This is a genomic window from Kitasatospora sp. NPDC052868 (genome assembly GCF_044547105.1).
GTDB lineage: Bacteria > Actinomycetota > Actinomycetes > Streptomycetales > Streptomycetaceae > Kitasatospora.
Genome location: NZ_JBITZW010000001.1, coordinates 555,511 through 571,223 on the forward strand (window position 1 = coordinate 555,511; position 15,713 = coordinate 571,223).

Annotated in this window: 13 protein-coding genes and 1 pseudogene; 4 read left to right on the forward strand and 10 right to left on the reverse strand. The window is 73.4% G+C overall.

What is annotated here, in order from left to right; translation table 11 throughout:
* Nucleotides 1-46: 46 nt before the first annotated feature.
* Complete coding sequence (locus ACIGZJ_RS02480) at nt 47-1,021, reverse strand: helix-turn-helix domain-containing protein (RefSeq protein WP_396455527.1); 975 nt, start codon at nt 1,019-1,021, stop codon at nt 47-49.
* A 104-nt stretch (nt 1,022-1,125) separates the two neighbouring features.
* Between ACIGZJ_RS02480 and ACIGZJ_RS02485 the strand changes: the two genes are divergently transcribed.
* The 3 genes from ACIGZJ_RS02485 to ACIGZJ_RS02495 all read left to right on the forward strand — a co-directional run bounded on the left by ACIGZJ_RS02485 (nt 1,126) and on the right by ACIGZJ_RS02495 (nt 4,861).
* The gene (locus tag ACIGZJ_RS02485) at nt 1,126-2,376 is read left to right on the forward strand and encodes an MFS transporter (RefSeq protein WP_396455528.1); all 1,251 of its coding nucleotides are present in this window, start codon (nt 1,126-1,128) and stop codon (nt 2,374-2,376) included.
* A gap of 80 nt (nt 2,377-2,456) precedes the next feature.
* Nucleotides 2,457-3,356, forward strand: coding sequence for a helix-turn-helix domain-containing protein (locus tag ACIGZJ_RS02490; protein ID WP_396455529.1), 900 nt, complete (start codon nt 2,457-2,459; stop codon nt 3,354-3,356).
* Between the two features lie 47 nt (nt 3,357-3,403).
* The gene (locus tag ACIGZJ_RS02495) at nt 3,404-4,861 is read left to right on the forward strand and encodes an aldehyde dehydrogenase family protein (RefSeq protein ID WP_396455530.1); all 1,458 of its coding nucleotides are present in this window, start codon (nt 3,404-3,406) and stop codon (nt 4,859-4,861) included.
* An 84-nt stretch (nt 4,862-4,945) separates the two neighbouring features.
* On the opposite strand, the gene ACIGZJ_RS02500 is transcribed toward ACIGZJ_RS02495, so the two are convergent.
* The 9 genes and pseudogenes from ACIGZJ_RS02500 to ACIGZJ_RS02540 form a co-directional block, all read right to left on the reverse strand.
* On the reverse strand, nt 4,946-5,968 hold the full coding sequence (locus ACIGZJ_RS02500; protein WP_396455531.1) for a phosphotransferase family protein: 1,023 nt from the start codon (nt 5,966-5,968) through the stop codon (nt 4,946-4,948).
* A 72-nt stretch (nt 5,969-6,040) separates the two neighbouring features.
* A pseudogene (locus ACIGZJ_RS02505) lies at nt 6,041-6,265 on the reverse strand (M15 family metallopeptidase); the annotation flags it as partial.
* A gap of 139 nt (nt 6,266-6,404) precedes the next feature.
* Nucleotides 6,405-6,884: a hypothetical protein gene (locus ACIGZJ_RS02510; RefSeq protein WP_396455532.1), complete on the reverse strand. Its 480-nt coding sequence runs from the start codon at nt 6,882-6,884 to the stop codon at nt 6,405-6,407.
* A gap of 81 nt (nt 6,885-6,965) precedes the next feature.
* Nucleotides 6,966-7,196, reverse strand: a complete 231-nt coding sequence (locus ACIGZJ_RS02515) for a DUF397 domain-containing protein (protein WP_396455533.1) — start codon at nt 7,194-7,196, stop codon at nt 6,966-6,968.
* Between the two features lie 199 nt (nt 7,197-7,395).
* Nucleotides 7,396-8,250, reverse strand: coding sequence for a helix-turn-helix domain-containing protein (locus ACIGZJ_RS02520; protein ID WP_396455534.1), 855 nt, complete (start codon nt 8,248-8,250; stop codon nt 7,396-7,398).
* Between the two features lie 5 nt (nt 8,251-8,255).
* Nucleotides 8,256-8,771, reverse strand: coding sequence for a DUF6879 family protein (locus tag ACIGZJ_RS02525; protein WP_396455535.1), 516 nt, complete (start codon nt 8,769-8,771; stop codon nt 8,256-8,258).
* The gene (locus ACIGZJ_RS02530) at nt 8,752-8,976 is read right to left on the reverse strand and encodes a hypothetical protein (RefSeq protein ID WP_396455536.1); all 225 of its coding nucleotides are present in this window, start codon (nt 8,974-8,976) and stop codon (nt 8,752-8,754) included. The genes ACIGZJ_RS02525 and ACIGZJ_RS02530 overlap by 20 nt, the downstream gene beginning before the upstream one ends.
* Nucleotides 8,977-9,197: 221 nt before the next feature.
* Complete coding sequence (locus tag ACIGZJ_RS02535; protein ID WP_396455537.1) at nt 9,198-11,024, reverse strand: bifunctional metallophosphatase/5'-nucleotidase; 1,827 nt, start codon at nt 11,022-11,024, stop codon at nt 9,198-9,200.
* Between the two features lie 211 nt (nt 11,025-11,235).
* On the reverse strand, nt 11,236-11,859 hold the full coding sequence (locus ACIGZJ_RS02540) for a LuxR C-terminal-related transcriptional regulator (protein ID WP_392928319.1): 624 nt from the start codon (nt 11,857-11,859) through the stop codon (nt 11,236-11,238).
* 708 nt (nt 11,860-12,567) lie between these two features.
* Between ACIGZJ_RS02540 and ACIGZJ_RS02545 the strand changes: the two genes are divergently transcribed.
* Nucleotides 12,568-15,642, forward strand: coding sequence for an AAA family ATPase (locus tag ACIGZJ_RS02545; protein ID WP_396455538.1), 3,075 nt, complete (start codon nt 12,568-12,570; stop codon nt 15,640-15,642).
* Nucleotides 15,643-15,713 lie beyond the last annotated feature (71 nt).

A 15,713-nucleotide genomic window follows, 5' to 3' on the forward strand; every position in this document is an offset into this window, starting at 1 on the left:
TCTCCCCGACCAGTAGAGGGCAGGCGCCGCCTTTGCGTTCCCAAGGTCAGCCGCCCAGCAGGAGCTCGGCGGCCTCGGTGCGCAGGTACAGGACGGTACGGCCGGTGCGGTGGCGGTCCGTCAGCCCGGCCTCGCGCAGGGCGGTCAGGTGGTGCGAGACGTTCGCCGCGGACAGCCCGGTGCGGGCGGCCAGTTCGGTGGTGGAGGCCGGGGCGTCCAGCTCGGCGAGCAGCCGGGCCCGGGTGCGGCCGATGACCCTGGCCAGGCCGTCGGGGGCGGTGGCGCCGGAGGCCTCCCAGAGCGTGGCGACCCCGCGCGGCGGATAGATCAGACCGGGCTGCCCCTGCGTCTCGGCGTGCCAGACCAGGCCCGGCCAGACGAACACCGACGGCACCAGCACCAGGCCGCGCCCGCCCTCCAGCCGCCGCTCGATCTCGTAGCGCCGCTGCGCCACCGTCATCCGGCCGTCCTCCCAGCGGAGCTTCGGGTGGAGCCCGTCGAACAGCGCCGCCGGACCGCCCGCCGCCATCCGGCGCGCCCGGTAGAGGATCTCGCCCTCCACCAGCCGCACGATCCGGCCCCAGTACGGCTCCACGGCCGCGGCCCAGTACGCCCGGATCTCGCCGGTCAGCCGCTCCAGGCCGGCCGCCGGGTCCTCGTGCAGGGCGGCCACCAGGGGCGGCAGCGGCAGCGCCACCCCCACCAGGTCGGCCCGGACGGTCTCCGGCCCGGTGGCGGCCAGCACGGCCAGTTCGGCCTCGATGCCGGGCGCCGTCGCCGCCGGGGTCGCGATCAGGAAGTGCGGCAGGTGCCAGGCCGGCATCGGCACCAGCTGCGACAGCAGCTCGTAGCGGACGCCGGCGGCCGCCAGCCGCTCCCGGGCCTGGCGCACCCAGGGCAGGTGGACGGCCTTGGCACCGGGATCCTTCAGGACCTGAACGCTCGTCACCACCTCCATGACGCGTGAGCTCGCGAACCGGGTGGCGGCCACGTCCTGGGCCGAGAAGTCCAAGGTGAGCACGGTGTTCCTTCGTCGGGCGGCGGTGGCGGGGCGAAAAGACGGGTGAGGATTCGACCAGGATGGAATCTCTGGGCCTGGTTGATCATCGCCGAGAGGCTCGGTGCATGACCACCGTCGAACTCCCCCCGCTCCGGGACCGGCTCGGCCTCCCGGACACCACCGGCCGCCACCGCCTGGTCGGAGCACACCTGATCGACAGCCTCGGCACCGGGCTGATCCTGGCCTTCACCCTCGTCTTCTTCGCCCGCACCACCACGCTGGGCGTGACCGCGATCGGCGCCGCCGTCTCCACCGCCCGGCTGCTCGCGCTGCCCACCGCGATCGTCGTCGGCCCGCTGATCGACCGCCACGGCGCCCGCGCGGTGGCCGTCTGCGGCAACGCGCTCTCCGGCGTCGCCTACGGCGGGTTCCTGCTCGCCGGACAGGCCTGGCAGATCGTGCTGGTCTGCCTGCTCGCCCAGATCGGCCACGTCGCCTACTGGACCTCCTCCACCGGCCTGGTGGTGCTCGCCTCGGAGGAGGGCGAGCGCACCCGCTGGTTCGCCCTGGTGCAGACGCTGCGCAACACCGGCATGGGCCTCGGCGCGGCGCTCGGCGCCTTCCTGGTGGCCGGCGGCGGCACCGCGAGCCTGCGGGCCCTGGTGGTGCTCAACGCGGCCAGCTACGCCCTCGCGGCGGGCCTGCTGGCCTCCTGGCGGCCCGACGGGGCCGGCGCGGCACAGGAGGCCGCCACGGACGCGGCGGAGCCCTCGGCGGGCGGGGCGCAGCGGGGCGGCTACGGCGCGGTGCTGCGCGACCGGCGCTACCTGCTGCTGGTCGCCGTCAACCTCACCTTCGTCTTCGCCTCGATGATCATCAGCATGCTGCTGGCCGTCTACCTCACCGAGGGCCTGCACCGCGAGGCCTGGCTGGCCGGCTCGCTGCTGGTGCTCAACGGCGTCCAGGTGGTCCTCACCCAGAACGTGGTGGCCCGCCGGCTGGAGCGCTTCCGGCCCACCCGGGTGGTCGCGGCCGGCGCCCTGCTCAACGCGCTCGCCTTCGGCCTGTTCGCCGCCCTCGCCGCCGCCCCCGGCTGGGCCGTGGTGGCCGGCCTCTACCTGGCGATGTTCGTCTACAACGTCGCCGAGGCCGTCGGCACGCCGTTCCGCGAGGACCTCAGCGTCGCCCTCGCCGACCCCGCCCGGCGCGGCCGCTACCTGGCCGTCTACCAACTCTCCTGGAACGTCGGCCAGGCCGTCGCCCCGGCCCTGCTCACCCTCCTCCTCGGCAAGGGTGCCGCCTGGCCCTGGCTCTTCCTGCTGGTCGTCAGCGTGGCCGCGGTGCCCGGCCTGCTACGCCTGGAACGCGTGCGCTGACGGACTGTTGTTTGTCCGTGCCAGGTGGCAGACTGCGGCCGACGGCCGGGGGGCTGCGCGAGGTGCGGAGGTTCGACGCGATGAGCACGACTCAGGCTGGTGGCGGCGCCACGGTGCGGCGCCTGCTACTGGGCTCCCAGCTGCGCAGGCTCCGAGAGGCCAGGGGGGTGAGCCGGGAGGAGGCCGGGTACTCGATCCGCGCCTCCGAGTCCAAGATCAGCCGGATGGAACTCGGCCGGGTCGGCTTCAAGGAGCGCGACGTCGCCGACCTGCTGACGCTCTACGGCGTCGAGGCCGACCAGGAGCGCGCCTCGCTGCTCGGACTCGTCCGGGACGCCAACGCCACCTCCTGGTGGCACGGGTACGGGGACGTGCTGCCCGGCTGGTTCCAGAACTACGTCGGCCTGGAGGAGGCCGCGGCGGAGATCCGCAGCTACGAGGTCCAGTTCGTGCACGGGCTGCTGCAGACCGCCGACTACGCGCGCGCCGTGATCGCCGTCGGCGGCCACGTCACCGAGCCGCAGGAGATCGAACGGCGGGTGGAGGTCCGGCTCAAGCGGCAGGAGGTGCTCACCGCCGAGCGGGCGCCGAGGTTGCTGGCCGTCCTCGACGAGGCCGCGCTGCGCCGCCCCTGGGGCGGGCCGGAGGTGATGCGGGCGCAGATCGACCGGCTGCTGGAGCTGACCGAGCTGCCGAACGTGGTGCTCCAGGTGATGCCGCTCGGCTTCGGCGGCCTGCGGGCCGAGGGCGGCGCCTTCTCGGTGCTGCGCTTCGCCGAGCCGGAGCTCGCGGACGTGGTGTACCTGGAGCAGTTCACCAGCGCGTTGTACCTGGACAAGCCGGTGGAGGTGGCCGAGTACTCGGAGGCGATGGACTCGCTGGCGGCCGACAGTCTCTCCCCCGAGCTGACACGGGAACTTCTTCGCTCCGTACGCCAAGAGCTGTCCGGCGTAAGTACGATGAGTGCCGATCAGATCTGATCGCGAAGGCCTCCCAAAGCCTTCCGAATCGGCATGAGAGGCTTCAGATGTCGTACTTCTCCGAGTTGGCGCTGCAGTACATCGATGGCGAGTGGCTGAACGGCAGCGGCTCCTGGGACATAGTCGACGTCGACCCCTACACCGGCGACAAACTGGCCACCATCACCGTCGCCACCGTCGAGGAGGTCGACCGGGCCTACCGGGCCGCCGAGCGGGCGCAGAAGGAGTGGGCCGCCACCAGCCCCTACGCCCGCCGGCTCGTCTTCGAGCGCGCGCTGCGCATCGTCGAGGAGCGCGAGGAGGAGATCACCCGGGCGATCATGGTCGAGCTCGGCGGCACCGCCCTCAAGGCCGGGTTCGAACTCGCCCTCACCAAGGACATGCTGCGCGAGTCGATGGCCCTGGCGCTGCGGTCGGAGGGGCGGCTGCTGCCCTCGCCGGTGCCCGGCAAGGAGAACCGCCTCTACCGGCTGCCGGCGGGCGTCGTCGGTGTGATCAGCCCGTTCAACTTCCCGCTGTTCCTCTCGCTGAAGGCCGTGGCGCCGGCCCTCGCGCTGGGCAACGGCGTGGTGCTCAAGCCGCACCAGGAGACGCCGGTGGTCGGCGGGACGCTGATCGCCAAGGTCTTCGAGGAGGCGGGTCTGCCGGCCGGCCTGCTGAACGTCGTGGTGACGGACATCGCCGAGATCGGCGACGCCTTCATCGAGCACCCCGTGCCCAAGGTGATCTCCTTCACCGGGTCCGACAAGGTCGGCCGGCACGTCGCGACCGTCGCCGCCTCGCACTTCAAGCGGACGGTGCTGGAGCTCGGCGGCAACAGCGCGCTGATCGTCCTGGACGACGCCGACGTCGACTACGCCGTGGACGCGGCCGTGTTCAGCCGCTTCGCGCACCAGGGGCAGGTCTGCATGGCCGCCAACCGGGTGCTGGTGGACCGGAGCGTCGAGGCGGAGTTCACCGAGAAGTTCGTCCGCAAGATCGCCTCGCTGCGGGTCGGCGACCCGAAGGACCCGGCCACCCAGATCGGCCCGTTGATAAACCCCGTCCAGGCCGACGCCATCACCGCCCAGGTGGAGCAGGCCGTCGCCGCCGGTGCCACCGCGCTGCTGCGCGGGGAGACCAACGGCAGCCTGATGGACCCGGTGGTGCTGGGCGGCCTGCCGGCGGACGCGCCGATCCTGCAGCGCGAACTCTTCGGCCCGGTCGTGCTGGTGGTCCCCTTCGACGGTGAGGACGAGGCCGTCCGGATCGCCAACGACACCCCGTTCGGCCTGAGCGGCGCGGTGCACACGGCCGACGTGGAGCGCGGCGTGCGGGTCGCGCAGCGGATCGAGACCGGCATGATCCACATCAACGACGGGACCATCGCCGACGAGGCGGGCGTGCCGTTCGGCGGCGAGAAGAACTCCGGGGTGGGCCGCCTCAACGGCGAGTCCACGGTGGACGCGTTCACCACCGTGAAGTGGGTCTCGATCCAGCACGGGCGCAGCCGCTTCCCGTTCTAGGCCGGTTCCGGTCCGGGCTCCGGTCCGGTGTGCGCGTGCCGCCCTCCTCGGGCCGAGGAGGGCGGCACGCGTCCTCGCGCGGTCTCACGTAGTTCTGCGCGGCCAACCGGCGTTCTGCGCGGTCAACCGGCCGGGCAGGCCGCGGCGTTCGGAGAGCCAGCGCAGGACGACCTCGCCGCTCCAGGTCTGGTGGCGGCGCAGCGCCGGGGTGGTGCCGGGCGGATCCGGCTGGGCGCCGGTCACCAGGAAGTAGCCGGCCAGCCCGGCCAGGACGGCGTCCAGCTGTTCAGGCGCCACGCCCCGGGCGACGGACTGGGCGGCGAACAGGGCGTCCGCGTCGTGGCCGTCGGCGTGGGCGGTGGCCAGCAGGAGGGGCAGGTCGAACCAGGACGCGCCCAGACAGGGCCAGTTCCAGTCGCAGATCCAGGCGCGGCCGTCGGTGTCCAGCAGCACGTTGTCCCGGCGCAGGTCCAGGTGCACGACGGAGCCGCCGGTGGCGGCCGCGGCCCAGTCCGCCTCCAGCTCCGCCAGCGGGGCGATCAGCTCGCGCGGGAACCAGGCGGGCAGCGGGTCGGTGCCGCCGCCGGCGAGGCGACGCCAGTGGTCGAAGGTCTCCGCCTCGGCGATCGGCTGCAGGCCGAGGGCGAGCAGTTCCGGGGAGGGCGCCGCCAGGGCCTCGGCGTAGGCCGCGCAGGCGTCCAGGGTGGCGGCCAACTCCTCGGGCCGCCAAGGGTTGGCGGGCATCCGGGCGCGGTCGACGGCGTCGAAGCCGAGCACCAGCCAGCCCGCCGCCTCCTGCGCCCAGCGCACCCGGGGTGCGCTCACGCCGGCCGGCAGCGCGCGGTTGATCCCGACCTCGCGGCGGTAGCAGTCGGCGATCACCGGGTGGGCGGCGGTGTCGACCGCCTTGACGAACTGCGTGTCGTGCGGCCCCCGGACCACGCCGGCGAACCCCGGGGTGAAGCCGCCGCCCGCGGTCGTCACCCCCGCGACCGCCCCGCCGCCCCGCCGCACGACCAACTGCCGGACGGCGGCCGGAAGGTCGCGCCAGGCCGGGCGGGCGGCGGTGGACTCGTACTGCGGGCGGGCGCTGATGGTGACCGTCATGCGGCCATGCTGCCGGGCGGGCGGCACCGCCCGCCAGCCGGTTTCCCCGGGGGAGCGGGGTCGGTCGTGCGGTCAGCCGAGGTCCTTCGGCCCGTAGCGGGCGGCCGGCTCCCCGGAGAGCAGGGCCCAGTAGCGGTCCCCGTAGGACCAGTGCCACCACTCCGTGGGGTAGTTGACCAGTCCGGTCGCGCGCAGCGCGGAGCCCAGGATGATCCGGTGCCGGCGGGCGATCTCGGTCACCGTCGTCTCCTGTTCGGGGGTGGGGGCGGAGGGGAGTTCGTACGGGAGGAAACTACCTGCCCGGGGAAGCCGTGGAGAAGGGACCGGCGGTGAAGCGGGCAGTGCACCGCCGCGGGACGCGGCACCCGGCCCGGAGGGACGAGCGGGGAGTGGAAAGTCGGTCCGGCCGACTTCCCACTCCGCGCGGCGCACACCGTCATGGCGGCTCGCGCCGCGAACCGGCCGGTGGCACCGGATCCGGATCCGGATCCGGGCCCGCGCTCGGGCTGACGGCCAACGGGCAAGGGAGCGCGGGGCCGTGCAGTCCCCGGTGGGGACAGCAGACGGCGGCCAGGGAGACGAACCGGTCGCCCGGCAGCCATCCGGCCCACACCGCGTCGTTGCCCTGCTCCAGCTGATCCTGGGCGTTCCGGCACCGGTCGGCCTCGGACAGGGCCGCTGCCACGGGCGGCGGCGCGTCCAGCCGCCGCCACTCCTCGGCCAACCAGTCGACCGCCTCCACGGCACTCGTCCAGGTGCCCCGGACCATCCGGCCGGGCTTCAGCAGCCAGTGGTGCATCATCATCGGCGGCCGGTCGTCACCGCCGAACTCCGGGTGGTACGGCCGCCGGACGCCCTCCTGGCCCAGTCGCCCGCCCTGGCCGATCCAGCGGTATCCGTGCACGTGATGGCTCATCGCGCCTACCCTCGGTGGGGGCGGGCCCTTCGCTCTCACTTGTCCTGAGAGCGAAGGGCCCGCCACTGCGGTCCCAGCCGGTCAGAGGGACAGACCGCGCTCCCTCGCCCACCGGACGGCGAAGACGTCCAACTCGTCGCCGGTCATCCGCAGCTCGGGGCTGTGACCCCGGAGCTTGTTGTCGGTGACGGAGAAGGCGTTCTCCGCCAACGGGGTGATCTCCACACAGCCGTCCGTGCAGGCGCCGCCGCAGTACGCGGTGGACACCGCGCCCGGGTCGGCCGCAAGGTCGTAGATGCCGAGGTCTGCCATGGGTGCTACCTCCTTCGACGTGACGACGCGGGCGTGCTGCGCCTGCGTCGTCGTGAGCCCGTCCCGTCTGGGGACGGGGATCCGAGGAGGCCGTCAACGGGCGCGGACGTCGGGTCTCCGTATGGGCCACCAGCGGTGGGTTAGACGCTAGGGAGCACGGGCAGTCGGCTTCCAGGAACGTGCGCCGACTTGCACGGGTTCACCCGAGCGAGTCGATCGCCGAGGTGATGAGCTGCCTGGCCGAGGGCCCGTACACGGCGATGCCGGACAGTTCGGCGAATGCCTGCGCGTACTCGTCGATCTCACGGGGCTGCGTGATGGTCAGGTGGGCGGAGACCAGTTCCACGTTGACCTGCGCGTCGTCGAACACGGTGAACGACTCGACCGGCCAGCCTCCGCCGCGCGCCGTGCCGAACGGGATGATCCCGAGGCTGACCGACGGCAAGGACGCCACCGCGATGAGGTGCCGGAGCTGCTCCGCCATGACCGTGCTGTCGCCGATGACCGTTCGCAGTACCCACTCCTCGACCAGCATCGCGAAGCGGTGGCGGCCGGAATGGAGGATCCGCTGGCGGTCCATCCGGACGGCGACGGCGTCGGCGACGTCGTCGGGAACCGAGCGCAGGGAGACGATCGTGTTGAGGACCGCGGCGGTGTAGCCCGCTGTCTGGAGGAGGCCCGGCACCACCCACGACTGGTAGACCCGGAACCGCCGGGTCCTTTCGAAGAGTGGCAGGACGGCCTCCTGAACCTGCTTCAGGCCGGGGCGTTCGATCCTGCGCCACTCCACGTACATGCCCTCGACGGCCCGGGCGGTCGCGATGAGGTCCGCTGCCTGCTCCGGTACGCCGCAGAGCATGGCCCAGACCCTGAGGTCGCCATCGGAGGGCGGGGTTCGGCCGTGCTCGATGCGCGAGCACTTCGATTCGTGCCAGCCGGCCGACGCGGCCAGCGCCCGCGCGGTGAGTCCGGAGTCCTTCCGGATCTCGCGCAGGCGCTGGCCGAGAGCGTTCTTCGCCTGTTGGACGCTTGATGATGGTGAGGGCGGGGGCATACGGCTCAGTTTGGCCGGTAGTCCTCGTGTGGGATGGCTCGGTCCCAGGTCGCCTCGAAGGCCGAGGCGCACAGCCTGACCACGGCCGGGTCGGTGGTGACTTCATCATCCATGAAGTCACCACCGCCGGAGAAGTGGTGGACCATGACCAGGCCGCCGTCGATCAGCCAGAAGTCGTTTCCCGGGAGCGCTAGGTCGGTTGCCTGACGCCGGGGGAGCCATCGGACCTGCTCCCCGGCCGCGACATTTCGGAACGTGATGTCGTGCTCGAACCGGATGTACTCAGAGACCGGCTCGGAGATGATCCGGGCCCGCCGTACGTCGACCCCCTTTGCCGTGATATCGGCCATGAGCTGGAGCCAGGGGCCCCACCAGGCTGCTCGGTCGGTAGGGTCGTCGCGCTGGCCGTCGAGCCAACGGATGTAGAGCGGGTCGTCGGTCATGTAGCCGTCTCGCAACTCCAAGTGGACCGCCGAGTGCTTGGAGTTGAGCAAGAGGTCCTCAAGCGTGGGTGCCGCCACCGTTCACCTCCGGGAAGAACTGCATCATGCGGCGCGGGAACCCGATCACGGTCTCGTGTGCCGGGATATCCAGTTGAGCCAGCCGCTCGGGGTCTGTGATCCTCCAGCCCTGGAGAAGGTAGGTGTCCGTCACGTCGTCGTAGTAGACGGTCGGAGACTTGCCATCGGGGCTGTTGGGGTCTTTGCCGAGCATGTGCAAGGCCATAGTTGCTCTCCTTCGTGCCAGAACACGGCTGCCGTGACAGAGCCTGCACCATCGGTAGTCGTGGCACGACGGACTTGCGCGAACTTGCACGAGCCCGTGGGGGGCCCGCTGAGGGGGTAGGACTGGTAATACCGGGAGTGCTCGTGGCTGTTGAACGAGGAGCGAACACGGGAAAGGGCCGGCGGGGGTGGGGACCCCCGCCGGCCCTTGTCTCGGTACGGCTAGAAGACCGGCTGGCCGGCGCGCACCAGGCGCCACGACTCGGTGGCGAAGTCGGCCGGGTCGATGACGCCCTTGGCCTTCACCCAGGAGATCATCGCGTTGCGGATCTCGTCCGAGTTCGCCCACACCTTCGTCGCGGCCGCGACGTGCGGGAAGTTGCCGCCGCCGTTGGCGCGGTAGTTGTTCACCGCGAGCACGAACTGCGCGGTCGGGTCGATCGGCTTGCCCTCGAAGGACAAGTTGACGATCCGCGAGCCGGCCGGCTGGGCGATGTCGATGTCGTACGAGACGCCGTACACCGAGTCGTAGTTGTAGTCCGGCGTGTTGCCCGCGTTGGTCAGCGTCGCCCGGTCGATCGGCGCGCCCGGGGCGACCTGGGCGTAGTACCGGGCCGAGAACTCCAGGTAGTCCTTGATCTGGGCGCCCGTCAGGATGCGGGCCTCCAGGGTGTTCTCGTAGATGTACAGGCCGGCCGCGTCCCGCAGCTTGACCTGGCCGGCCGGGATCAGCGCGGTGCGGTTGAACGGCGCGGCCTGCGCCAGCACCGGCAGCTTGGCGTACTGGCCGCCGGCCAGCGCCTCCCGGACCACGTCGGCCTGGACCCGGCCGATCAGGTCGATGATCGGGACGTCCTTGAAGGGCGCGTCGGCGATCGACAGCGCGATCTTCGAGGTGCCGATGACCTGGTTGACGTACGCGACCACCTTCTTGTGCTGGTCGGTCATCAGGTCGACGATCTCCGGGTCCTCCGGGACGGTGTTGGAGTTCAGCACCCGGGAGGAGAGCGAGACGACCTTCCAGGCGCCCTGGTCGAACTCCACCTCGAAGTCGAAGCAGGTCAGCCGCTGGCCCCAGCAGAGCGGCTCGGAGAGCACGACCGTCCGGCCGGTCTGCTTGTTGACGACCAGCCGCTGCGGGATCTCCTTGTGCGCGTGGCCCACCAGGACCGCGTCGACGCCGGGGACCTGCTCGGCCAGCGCGACGGAGGCGTTCTCGGCCCAGGGCAGCTGGTCGCCGTAGGAGGTGGCCTCGTCCATGCCCGAGTGGCAGGCGACGACGATGACGTCGGCGCCGGCGGCCTTCACCTTGGGGACCCAGATCTTGGCCGTCTCCACGATGCCGGGGAAGGTCATCTTGCCGGAGACGTTCGCCTTGTCCCAGATCGCGATGCCCGGGTTGGTCAGGCCGAGGATGCCGACCTTGACGGCCGGGCCGCCGGGAAGCTTGATCTTGCGGATCACGTACGGCGGGAAGGCCGGCTTGTCGTTCTTGGCGTTCAGCGCGTTGGCGCCGAGCAGCGGGAAGTCCAGCTGCTCCTCGTAGGCGCGCAGGGTGTCGATGCCGTAGTTGAACTCGTGGTTGCCGAGGGCGGCGGCGGTGTACTCCATAGTGTTCATGGCGAGCGCCATCGGGTGCTCGGGAGCGGTGTCCGCCTCGGTGGCGATCGGCTCGACCCGGGCGTAGTAGTAGGTCAGCTGGGTGCCCTGGATGGTGTCGCCGGCGTCGATGAGCAGGGTGCGGTCCCAGCCCTTCTCCTCGCGGACCTGCTTGGCCAGGGTGGAGATCTTGGCGAGGCCGACCTCGTTGTGCGCCTTGTCGGCGTAGACCGCGTCGGTGAAGTAGTCCCAGTTGAGCACCCGGCCGTGCAGGTCGGTGGTGCCCATGACGGTGAAGGCCTGCTTCTTGCTCTTGCCCTTGCCACGGGCGTCGTCCGGCCCGGCCGCCGCGGCGGGGGTGGCGGCGGCGATGGCGGTGCCGCCGACGAGGGCGGCGCCGGCGGCGGTGGCGGCGGACCGGGTGACGAAGTCACGGCGGTTCAGGGACATGGACGACTCTCCCGGGTGGGGACTGCGAACGGATCGTCAACGGTGCTGGTGACGCGCGTAGAGGTACGCGCGTAGAAGTGTGCCGCGAGGTCAGACGGATTGATAGTCCCCGGACGTTTCCAGCAGGTGAGATCTTGGCGACTCGTTCGTGACGCGGGCGGGCGGGCGCCGCACCACCCGCCCGCCCCGCCGCGGAAGCTCCGTGAGCGGCCTAGATGTAGCCCTCGCGCACGGCGTAGGCGACGGCGTGCGCCCGGTTGCGCAGCTGCAGACGGGTGGTCAGCCCGTGCAGCACGTTCTTGACGGTGCGCTCGGAGTACGACAGCTTGGCGGCGATCTCGCCGGTGTCGAAGCCGTCCGCGACCAGCCGCAGCACGTCGGCCTCGCGCTCCGAGAGCCCCGGCGGGGTGTAGCCCGGCTGGCCCTGGACGCTGCGCTGCAGCCGGCCCATCTGGGTGATCAGCCGGCCCAGCAGGTCGGCCGGCAGGTCGCCGTCGCCGCGCGCCGCCGCGAGCACCGCCCGGCCCAGCCGGTCGGCGGTCGCCTCACGGCGCCACAGGATCGCGGCGACCCCGCACTCCACGGCCTCCAGCAGCTCCGCCTCGCGCATCCGCTCGACCACCAGGACGACCCGGTGGTCGCCACCGCGCACCAGCCGGCGCAGCGTCGCGGTGGTGCTGCTGTCGGCCGACTCGGCGAGCAGCACGGTGACCGTGCCCGGGGCGGCCGCCGCGGCGTCCTCCGCCAGCTCCAGCCCCGGGCACCGCCGCAGCTGCGCCTCCGCGCCGGCCCGCGAGATCGGGTCCGCGGCCTGGACGACGACACCGGTGCGCACGGTGCCGGGCGCCGTCGCGGCCGACCGGGTCGTGTGGTGGCCGGGCGTCGGGCGCTGCGGCGGGACGGTGCGGTGTGCCTGGGCCGGCGACGGCAGGCGGTAGGACGTACCGCGGCGGTCGTACTCGGTGTGCAGGACAGTCAATCTGGCCCCCTCCTGGAAGTCCGACCCACCTGCCCCGTGGCCGGTATGCGGCGCCGGGGAGCATTGCATGTACCCGACAGAAGATGGGTGGTGAGTCGATGCGGCCCGGTGCGGTGCTGCCCCGGCCGTGCCTTCATGCTCCACGCCGCGGACGGCCGCGGCCATCGTGGTCAACCACGAGATCAGGCCACCGGCCGCGATCGGGGCGGCCCGCGAGGGCGGCCGCGGCCGGTACCGGGCCCGCCGGGTGCCGGACCGGAACCCCGGGCCACCGGCCGCCAGGGCCCCCGCCGGGCCCGCCGAGGCCGACCCGCCGGGCCCGTGAACAGGTGCGCGGATGTGCCGTGAACCGCTGGCCGACCACCCGCCCGGACCGCACGCCCTCCCTCGCGCGCGGACGCGCCGACCCGCGGAACGGGGGGCGCCGTACCGCGAAGAAAGGGGTGCGACAAGAATCACATCTCTAGCCCAGGCGCTGGAGGGGCGTCAAGCCGTTTCCCCGCATGAGGGCCAAGACTGCCCGCCCGGTCATCCCCGGCAAGGGCCTGGGGGAGGGGACAGCAGATGAAGACCGTCAGCACACGGAGCCGGCGGCCGGGTCCGGACGCGCCCGCGCCGCCACAACTCGCCGAACGCCACCCGCAGTTGCGTCGGATCGCCGAACTCGCCGAACGCGCCCGGGCCGGTACCGGCAGCGTCCTGCTGCTCGCCGGCGCCACCGGCACCGGCCGCAGCGCACTGCTCGCCGAAGCCGCCCGCCGCGAAGCCGCCCACGGCATGACCGTCCTGTGGGCCCGCTGCTCCGCCGACGAGTCGGCCATCCCCCACGCCGCCGCCCGCCAGCTCTTCGAAACCGGACCGGACGCCTACGGCACCCGCACCGAGGGAACGGACCGCCACCCCGGCGCCGACACCACCCTCTGGTCGCTGCTGCGCCTGCACGCCGCACACCACCCGCTGCTGCTCGCCGTCGACGACATCCACCTCGCCGACGAGCCCTCCCGCCGCTGGCTGCTGCAGATCGCCCGGCGTATCGACCGGCTGCCCGTCCTGATGCTCGCCACCGAACGCCGCCAGTCCGAACTCGGCGCCACCGTCGAACGGTTCGCCCGCGGCCTGCCCCCGACCCTGGCCGGCACCAGCCGGCTCGGCCCGCTCGACACCCCCGCCGCCCTCCGGCTCGCCGAGCACCGGCTCGGCCCCGGCACACCGCCCGCACTCGCCGCCGAATGCGTCCGGGCCACCGGCGGCAACCCGCTGCTGCTCAGCGCCCTCCTCGCCGACCTGGGCGAACACCCGCCCCGCCCCGGCCACCCGGGCCCGCACCCCGACGCCCGGCCCGACGCCTTGCCCGACACCTGCGCCCGGCTGCCCGGCGGGGCCTTCCCCGACGCCGTCGAACAGTGGCTGCGCGGCGGCGGCGACCGGGCCCTCGCCGTCGCCCGGGCCCTCGCCCGGATGCAGGAGCACCCCGCCGCCCGGACCGCACCGCTGCCCGGCGCCGGCCACTGCGACCCCGCACCGATGCTCGCCGAACTCGCCGGCGCCGACCCCCGCCAGGTCGGCGGCTGGCTCACCGAACTCACCACCCAGGGGCTGCTCGACAACCCCGGCCCGGGCCGCTGGCCCAGGTTCGCGCACCCGCTGCTCGCCGACGCCGTCCTCGCCCGCCAGGGCCCGGGCCACCGCGCCGAGACCCACCGCGCCGCGGCCGAGTTCCTGCACCGCCACGGCGCACCCGACGAACGCGTCGCCGGCCACCTGCTGTTCACCCCCGCCCCCGCCCCGCGCTGGGCCGCCGACGCCCTGCGCTGCGCCGCCCGCAGCGCCTCCGCCGCCGCCCGCCCCGCCGACGCCGTCACCCTGCTGCGCCGACTGCTCGCCGAACCGCTCACCGCCCGCCGCCGGGGCCTGGTCCTCACCGAACTCGGCGGCCTGGAGGTCACCCTGGGCCCCGCCGAGCGCACGGCAGGGGTCCGACACCTCGCCGAGGCCGTCCACGTCCACCAGTCCGACGAGGGGGTCTTCCGCACCGCCAACACCCTCGGGGCCGTCCTGGCCGCCCGCGGCGACACCCCCGCCGCGCTGGAGGTGATGGAGGAGCTGGCCGAGCGCTTCGGCGACCGGGAGGACATCGTCCACGCCGTGCAGGCCGCCGCGGCGCTGATCGCCGCGCACGACGGCCACAGCTGGCTGCAGGTCGTCGAGGGCCTGCAGCGGTTCGCCGCCCGCACCCCGCACCGGCTCGCCCCGGCCGCCCAGGCCCTGCTCACCGAGTTCGACTCCACCAGCGGGGTGCTCTCCGCGGCCGAGGTGGCCGAGCGGGTGGGAGAGCTGCTCGACTCCCCGGTGGACCCGCTCTGCCGCTCCTACGTCCTGGTCTCCGCCGCCACCCTCGCCCAGTGGGCGGACCTCCTGCCCGAGGCGGACCGGCTGGTGGCGACCGGCTTGGCCGGCTACCAGGGGCCGACCCTGGAGCCGGGCTACCAGTGCCTGCTGAGCGTCCGGGCCGAGCTGAGGGTGATGCGCGGGGAGTACCAGGCGCTGCTGGACGAGTTCGCCCTCACCGAGCCCGCCGCACCCGCGCCCCGGCCCGGCGGCGGCCCGGCCTCCGGCCCCGAATGGTCCTGGTGGTGCGGCGTCCCGGCAGAGCCGGAGGCACCCCCGGAGCTTGAGCCCGAGCCTGCGGGTGCGGGTGCTGGTGCTGGTCCGGAGAGCGTGAGCGATCCGGCGGATCCGGGGCCGGCCGCGCCCGGCGACGCCGGTGCGATCGGCGCCCACTACGCCGGGCTGCTCGGCCAGCAGAACGCCCACCTGGTCGCCCAGGCCGTCATCGCCCTCACCGAGACCGGCCGGCTCTGGCAGGCCCACGGCCTGGCCCGGGCCGTCGTCGCCGACCACTCCCAGGGCTCCTGGGAGTGGAACGAGTACCTGTACGCCCGCGGAATGCTGCGGCTCGCCTCCGGGGAGCCCGCCGAGGCGCTCGTCGACCTGATGGAGTGCGGGCGCCGGCAGGGCGAGCGACGCGTCTGGAGCCCGATCGTCACCCCCTGGCGCTCCGCCGCCGCCGACTGCCACACCCTGCTCGGCGAACCCGGCCCGGCCGTCGCGCTCGCCGAGGAGGAACTGCGGCTCGCCCGGATCTGGGGCACCCCGCGGACCGTCGGCCGCGCCCTGCGCGCGCTCGCCGCCGCCACCGGGGGCCGGCACGGGCTGGACCTCGCCGCCGAGGCCGTCGACCTGCTGCGCGGCGGCGAGGTGGAGGCCGAGCTGATCCCCGCGCTGGTCACCTACGGGCGGCTGCTCGCCGACGGCGGCCGGCGCGGGGCCGCCCGCCGGGCGCTGCGGGAGGCCGCCGGGCGGGCCGAACGGCTGGGCGCGGTCCGGCTGCGGGCGGTGGCCGTGGAGTCGCTGCGGGCCTCTGGCGCGCGGATCGGCCGGGGCGAGCACGCCGGGGCGGAGGCGCTGACCGACAGCGAGCTGCGGATCTGCCGACTGGCGGTGGCCGGCCACTCCAACGCGGAGATCGCCGGGATGCTGCACCTGGCGCGGCGCACGGTGGAGACGCATCTGACCAACAGCTTCCGGAAGCTGGGCGTGCGCCGGCGCGCGGAGCTGGCGGGGACGCTGGCTGGCTGAGCGCGAAGGCCCGCCGCCGGAGGCCGGCGGACGCGAAAACGGGTCCGGGTTGCCCGATCGGGCAACCCGGA